The organism is Streptomyces muensis (genome assembly GCF_021474425.1).
Classification (GTDB): domain Bacteria; phylum Actinomycetota; class Actinomycetes; order Streptomycetales; family Streptomycetaceae; genus Streptomyces; species Streptomyces muensis.
In genome coordinates this window covers 1-6322 of sequence record NZ_JAKEIP010000367.1, presented here as the reverse complement: position 1 = coordinate 6322, position 6322 = coordinate 1, and the positions used below count along the sequence as shown (strand labels likewise).

Sequence of the window (6322 nt, the reverse complement as noted above, 5' to 3'; positions counted from 1 at the left end):
CCCCCGAGGCCACCGCGAACCCCTCAGCCCTCCCCTTGCCGCTCCCCGCGGCCGGCCCGGAGTCCCTGATCACCGAGGGCCTCACGGTAGAGGGCCCGTTGGTCAACAACGTCAGCCTGCCAACGCTGAAGTAACTACACGGCCGGCTGCAACCCCCCAGGGGCGCGGGGAACTGCGCGACCAGCCACATCCGACCCCGCAGCCGACGACGAACCCGCACCACCCTCAATCCGCCCACGCGCCCCCAACACGTCGCATCCGATAACTCTCCCCGTCGATCCGCACGAGCTCGGCGTGGTGAGCCAGCCGGTCCACCATCGCCAGAGCCGAGGGACCACCGAAGATCTCGTCCCAGCGGCCCAACGGGCGGTCGGTGGTGACGACGAGGGAGGACCGCTCGTAGCGGTGGGCGATCAGCTGGAAGAAGAGCCCGGCGGTGCCCGCGTCGAACGGGGTGTACCCGACCTCGTCGACGATCAGCACGGCGTGCTCGTCCAGCGCGGAGAGCTCCTCGGCAAGGCGCCCGGCATCCCGCGCGCCCGCCAGCCGGGCCGCCCACTCCTCAGCGGTAGCGAACCGCACCGAGTGCCCGGCCTGGCAGGCCCGCACGCCGAGCCCGACGGCCAGGTGCGTCTTGCCGGTGCCGGGCGGGCCCACGAAGACGACATTGCGGTGCGCGGCGACGAAGTCCAGCTTGCCGAGCCGGGCCACGGTCTCGCGGTCGAAGGAGTGCGGGTGCTCGGAGTCGAACTCCTCCAGCAGCTTCCGGCTCGGGAAGCCGGCGGCGCGCAGCCGTTCCTCCGTGCTCGGCGCGTCGTCGTGCCGGGAAGCGGCGGCCTGGGCCGGGACGAAGACCTTCGCGGCGGGTTCCTGGGCGGCGGCCGGAGCGGAGGCGCCCCCGTGCTGCCCCTGCTGATGCCCCCGCTCGCTCTGCGCGGCCATCGGCCCCGACATGTACGCGAGGATCGCCGCCGACGCGATGAACGCCATATGGATCACCGTGCCCCACAGCAGCGCGTGCCGCGAGGTGTGGTGGACGTCCACGAACATCTGGAGCAGATGGACGGAGGAGATCCCCACGATGGCGGTGGCGAGCTTGACCTTCAGCACGTTGGAGTTCACGTGCGAGAGCCACTCCGGCTGGTCGCGGTGGCCCTGGAGGCCGATGCGGGAGACGAACGTCTCGTAGCCGCCGACGATCACCATGATCAGCAGGTTGGCGATCATCACGACGTCGACCAGCTTCAGCACGGCGAGCATGACGTACGTCTCGGTCGCCCGCCCCGTCACACAGCGGAGCACTAAGGTCCACAGTTCGTTGAAGAACTTGTAGACGTACACCCCCTGCGCGGCGACCAGGCCGAAGTAGAGGGGGGCCTGCAGCCAGCGGGTGGCGAACAGGGCGTACCCGAGGGTCGTGGACGGCGGGGACGGATCACGAGAGATGGCCTGCACGGTCGCATTCTTCGCAGCCTCCGCCGTCCAGGTGAAACCACGCCACTCACAGGAATGAAAAGACATCCTGTACGACTCCGGATTCGACCAGGAATCGATCAGGCACACTGGACGTTTGGTCGAGTGGCCGAGCGGAAGGACGCACGTACGTGAACGGACCACTGATCGTCCAGTCGGACAAGACCCTGCTCCTGGAAGTCGATCACGAGCAGGCGGACGCATGCCGTCGGGCGATTGCGGCGTTCGCGGAACTGGAGCGTGCGCCCGAGCACATCCACACCTACCGGGTCACCCCGCTCGGCCTGTGGAACGCGCGCGCGGCCGGGCACGACGCCGAGCAGGTCGTGGACGCGCTGGTCACGTACAGCCGGTATCCGGTCCCGCACGCGCTGCTCGTCGACATCGCCGACACGATGGACCGCTACGGCCGGCTGACCCTCTCCAAGCACCCCGCGCACGGCCTCGTCCTCACCACCACCGACCGTCCGGTCCTGGAGGAGGTGCTGCGCTCCAAGCGCATCGCCCCCCTCGTCGGCGCCCGCCTCGACCCGGACACCGTCGCCGTGCACCCCTCCGAGCGCGGGCAGATCAAGCAGGTGCTGCTCAAGCTGGGCTGGCCGGCCGAGGACCTCGCCGGATACGTGGACGGCGAGGCCCACCCGATCGAGCTGCACGAGGACGGCTGGGCGCTGCGGCCGTACCAGCGGCAGGCGGTGGAGAACTTCTGGCACGGCGGCAGCGGCGTCGTCGTGCTGCCCTGTGGCGCCGGGAAGACCCTCGTGGGCGCCGGGTCGATGGCCCAGGCGAAGTCGACCACGCTGATCCTCGTCACGAACACCGTCTCGGCCCGGCAGTGGAAGCACGAGCTGGTGAAGCGGACGTCGCTGACGGAGGACGAGATCGGCGAGTACAGCGGGACGCGCAAGGAGATCCGGCCCGTCACCATCGCGACGTACCAGGTCCTGACGACGAAGCGGAAGGGCGTCTACCCGCATCTCGAACTCTTCGACTCCCGCGACTGGGGTCTGATCCTCTACGACGAGGTGCACCTGCTGCCCGCGCCGGTCTTCAAGTTCACCGCAGACCTCCAGGCCCGCCGCCGGCTCGGCCTGACCGCGACCCTGGTCCGCGAGGACGGCCGCGAGTCGGACGTGTTCTCCCTGATCGGCCCCAAGCGGTTCGACGCGCCGTGGAAGGAGATCGAGGCGCAGGGCTACATCGCGCCCGCCGACTGCGTCGAGGTCCGCGTCAACCTCACCGACTCCGAGCGGCTCGCGTACGCCACCGCCGAGCAGGAGGAGAAGTACCGCTTCTGCGCGACGACCGACACCAAGCGCAAGGTGACGGAGGCGCTCGTCAGGCGTTTCAAGGGCCAGCAGATCCTGGTCATCGGCCAGTACATCGACCAGCTCGACGAACTGGGCGAGCATCTGGACGCCCCTGTGATCAAGGGGGAGACGTCCAACGCCCAGCGCGAGAAGCTCTTCGACGCGTTCCGGGAGGGCGAGATCAGCGTCCTGGTCGTCTCCAAGGTCGCGAACTTCTCCATCGACCTGCCGGAGGCCACGGTCGCCATCCAGGTCTCGGGCACCTTCGGCTCCCGCCAGGAGGAGGCCCAGCGCCTCGGCCGCGTCCTGCGCCCCAAGGCCGACGGCCACCAGGCCCACTTCTACTCGGTCGTCGCCCGCGACACCATCGACCAGGACTTCGCCGCCCACCGCCAGCGCTTCCTGGCGGAACAGGGCTACGCGTACCGGATCGTGGACGCGGACGAGATCCTCGCGGAGGGGTAGGCGAGCGGGCATCACGACCGGGCGTCACGACCCGGGCGTCACGACCGGGCGTCACTTACGGCGGACGCCCGCCTCCTCGCCGTACTCACCGAGAATGATCACGTCGAAGGCCGCACCCGCGAACACCTTGACGGCACGCAGGGCTTCACCGAGGCGATGACGGTGGTCCCCCTGGAGCGCGGTCGCTCCGTGGGGTCCCACAGGGGCTGGGTGGATGGTTGCTGCGCTCATGTCTCCATGATGCGTTCGCAGACATAAAGCGGGCATCGGCCTACGGGCCGAAGCCGCCTACTCCCCGCGTACACCTCCGGACGGACCGCACACCCTCAGGGGGAGGGGTGCGTCCCCTAGGGGACGGACGTCGGGGGGCCCGGCGGTGGAAATTCGTTGGCGTTCGCCATGGCCGCTCGCCTAAGATCTCCGCTCTTGCCTGCCTCCCCTCGCGGAGTGCCGCCGTCCGGACGGAAACCGGTCGGCTCTCTCGATCACCTGCCTGTCACCCACCTGTAGGTCCCTCCGGAGGCACCCCCTTGTCCAGGCCCGTCGACGACGCCCTAGACCCCCGCGACCCCCGCGACGCTCTCGCCCCGCTCGACCCACTCGACCCACTCGCGCGGGAGAGCGCCCATCTCGCCTCCTCCCGTGCCGCCCTGCGTGCCATGCGCGAGGACGTCGAGTCGCTCGACATCAGCGACGTCACCGCGAACTGGGTCAACGCCGAAGTCCTCGCCCACCAGATCGACGAGCGCATCAAGGCACTGGCCGACCTCAGCGACACCCCGCTGTTCTTCGGCCGGCTCGACTATCTGCACGCACCGGGCGCGCAGGGGGCGGAAGGCGCGGAGGGCGAGCGCTTCTACATCGGGCGCCGGCATGTGCACGACGCCGAGGGCGACCCGATGGTGATCGACTGGCGGGCGCCGGTGTCCCAGCCGTTCTACCGGGCGTCCAAGAAGGACCCGATGGACATCGCGCTGCGCCGCCGTTTCGGCTACACGGGCGGCGACCTGACGGCGTACGAGGACGAGCATCTGTCCGACCCGGCGGAGGCGGCCCGCACCAGCAAGCTGCTCCAGCAGGAGATCGAGCGCCCGCGCGTGGGCCCGATGCGGGACATCGTGGCGACGATCCAGCCCGAGCAGGACGAGATCGTACGGTCCGGGCTCGGCGGGACGGTGTGCGTGCAGGGCGGCCCCGGCACCGGGAAGACGGCGGTGGGCCTGCACCGGGTCGCGTACCTCCTCTACGCCCACCGCGAGCGGCTCGCCCGCACCGGCACGCTCGTCATCGGCCCGAACAGGTCCTTCCTGCACTACATCGAGCAGGTCCTCCCGGCGCTGGGCGAGTTGTCGGTCCGCCAGGCCACGGTCGACGACCTCGTCGCCCACGTCGAGGTGCGCGGCACGGACGAGGCGGCGGCCGCGGTCGTCAAGGGCGACGCGAGGATGGCGGAGGTGCTGCGGCGGGCGGTGTACTCGCACGTGAGCATGCCCACGGAGGCCGTGGTCGTCGTACGCGGATCCCGCCGCTGGCGTGTCCCGGCGTACGAACTGGAGGAGACCGTACGGGAGTTGCTGGCCCGGGACATCCGTTACGGCGCCGCCCGCGAGGCGCTTCCGCAGCGGATCGCGCATGCCGTGCTGGTCCAGATGGAACGGTCGGGTGAGGCGCCGGACGACCGGGTGCAGGACGCGGTGGCCCGCAACAGTGCGGTGAAGGCCGCGGTGAAGGCGGTCTGGCCGCCCGTCGACCCGGCGAAACTCGTGCTGCGGCTGCTCTCGGACCCCGACTTCCTCGCCGTTCACGCGGAGGGGTTGCTGAGCGAGGACGAACAGAAGACGATCCTCTGGGCGAAGCCGGCGCGGAGTGTGAAGTCGGCCAGGTGGTCGGTGGCGGACGCGGTGCTGATCGACGAGACGAACGACATCGTGGCGCGTACGCCGTCGCTGGGGCATGTGGTCCTGGACGAGGCGCAGGATCTCTCGCCGATGCAGTACCGGGCGGTGGGCCGGCGCTGCACGACCGGTTCGGCGACGGTGCTCGGCGACCTGGCGCAGGGCACGACCCCCTGGGCGACGCGCAGTTGGGACGAGGCGCTGGCTCACCTCGGCAAGTCGGAGGGCGTGATCGAGGAACTGACGGCCGGCTTCCGCGTCCCGACGGACGTCATCACGTACGCCTCCCGTCTGCTGCCTTCCATCGCGCCCGGTCTGACGCCGGTGGCGTCGATCCGCGAGAACCCGGGCTTCTTCGAGGTCCGTCCTTCTGCTTCGCCCTCGGCCGATGAAGTGGTCGCCGCCTGCGAGGAGTTGCTGCGCAACGAGGGGTCGGTGGGGTTGATCGCCGCGGACGCGCGGGTTGGCGTGCTGGCGGAGGCGTTGGCCTCGGCGGGGATCGCCTGCCTCGGGCCCGGCGAGGAGACGACGCGGCAGACCCGTCTGACCCTGGTCCCCGCGTCTCTCGCCAAGGGTCTGGAGTACGACTACGTCGTCCTGGACGAGCCTCGGGCGGTGGTGGACGGGGAGCCGGACGAGCGGACGGGGTTGCGGCGGTTGTATGTCGCGCTGACTCGGGCGGTGTCGGGGTTGATCGTGGTGCATGCGGGGGGCTTGCCGCCGCAGTTGGGGTGACGGGGGTCTCGTGGCCGGCTGCGGGCCGGATGCGGCTGGGCGCGCAGTTCCCCGCGCCCCTTAGGGGGTCCCGGCGGGCGGCGTAGATCCAAGCTGTCGGGCGACAGGGGCGGGGTGGCAAGGTCTCGTGGCGGGCTGCCGGCCGGATGGGGCTGATCGCGCAGTTCCCCGCGCCCCTGGGGGGGGTGCAGGCGGCGGAGTCGCGCCGCTGGGTCGCTCAGCTGCGGGCAGTCGCGCCGCTGGGTCGCCCAGCTGCGGGCAGTCGTGCCGCTGGGGCGGCACGGGTGGGCGCAGGCGGCACCCCGTAAGCGCCGGGCAGCGCGACCCACCCCCGGTCGGCTGCAGGCGGCGCCCCGTCAGCGCCGGGCAGCACGACCCACCCCCCGCCGGTCTCGGATTCACATCACCGAGCCCACGAGACCGGTGCTTGCGTCGCGGTGGCCG

4 protein-coding genes are annotated in these 6322 nt (G+C 70.8%); 2 read left to right on the top strand and 2 right to left on the bottom strand.

The features are described from left to right. Nucleotides 1-225: 225 nt before the first annotated feature. A complete protein-coding gene (gene istB, locus L0P92_RS40880) occupies nucleotides 226-1455 on the bottom strand; it encodes an IS21-like element helper ATPase IstB (RefSeq protein ID WP_234768206.1) in 1230 nt (409 codons plus the stop codon). A 149-nt stretch (nucleotides 1456-1604) separates the two neighbouring features. On the opposite strand from istB, the gene L0P92_RS40875 reads away from it, so the two are divergent. Continuing rightward, a complete protein-coding gene (locus tag L0P92_RS40875) occupies nucleotides 1605-3248 on the top strand; it encodes a DNA repair helicase XPB (RefSeq protein WP_234768205.1) in 1644 nt (547 codons plus the stop codon). A gap of 51 nt (nucleotides 3249-3299) precedes the next feature. On the opposite strand, the gene L0P92_RS40870 is transcribed toward L0P92_RS40875, so the two are convergent. After that, entirely contained in the window at nucleotides 3300-3479 is a 180-nt protein-coding gene (locus tag L0P92_RS40870; protein ID WP_234768204.1) for a hypothetical protein, read from the bottom strand. Between the two features lie 299 nt (nucleotides 3480-3778). Here L0P92_RS40870 and L0P92_RS40865 point away from each other — a divergent pair, with 299 nt between their 5' ends. Continuing rightward, nucleotides 3779-5878, top strand: a complete 2100-nt coding sequence (locus L0P92_RS40865) for a HelD family protein (protein WP_234768203.1) — start codon at nucleotides 3779-3781, stop codon at nucleotides 5876-5878. The last annotated feature ends 444 nt before the right edge of the window (nucleotides 5879-6322 follow it).

Bases quoted from the DNA above. Each gene is read 5' to 3' on its own strand.
- L0P92_RS40870 (WP_234768204.1), bottom strand. From the start codon at position 3,479: ATGAGCGCAGCAACCATCCACCCAGCCCCTGTGGGACCCCACGGAGCG.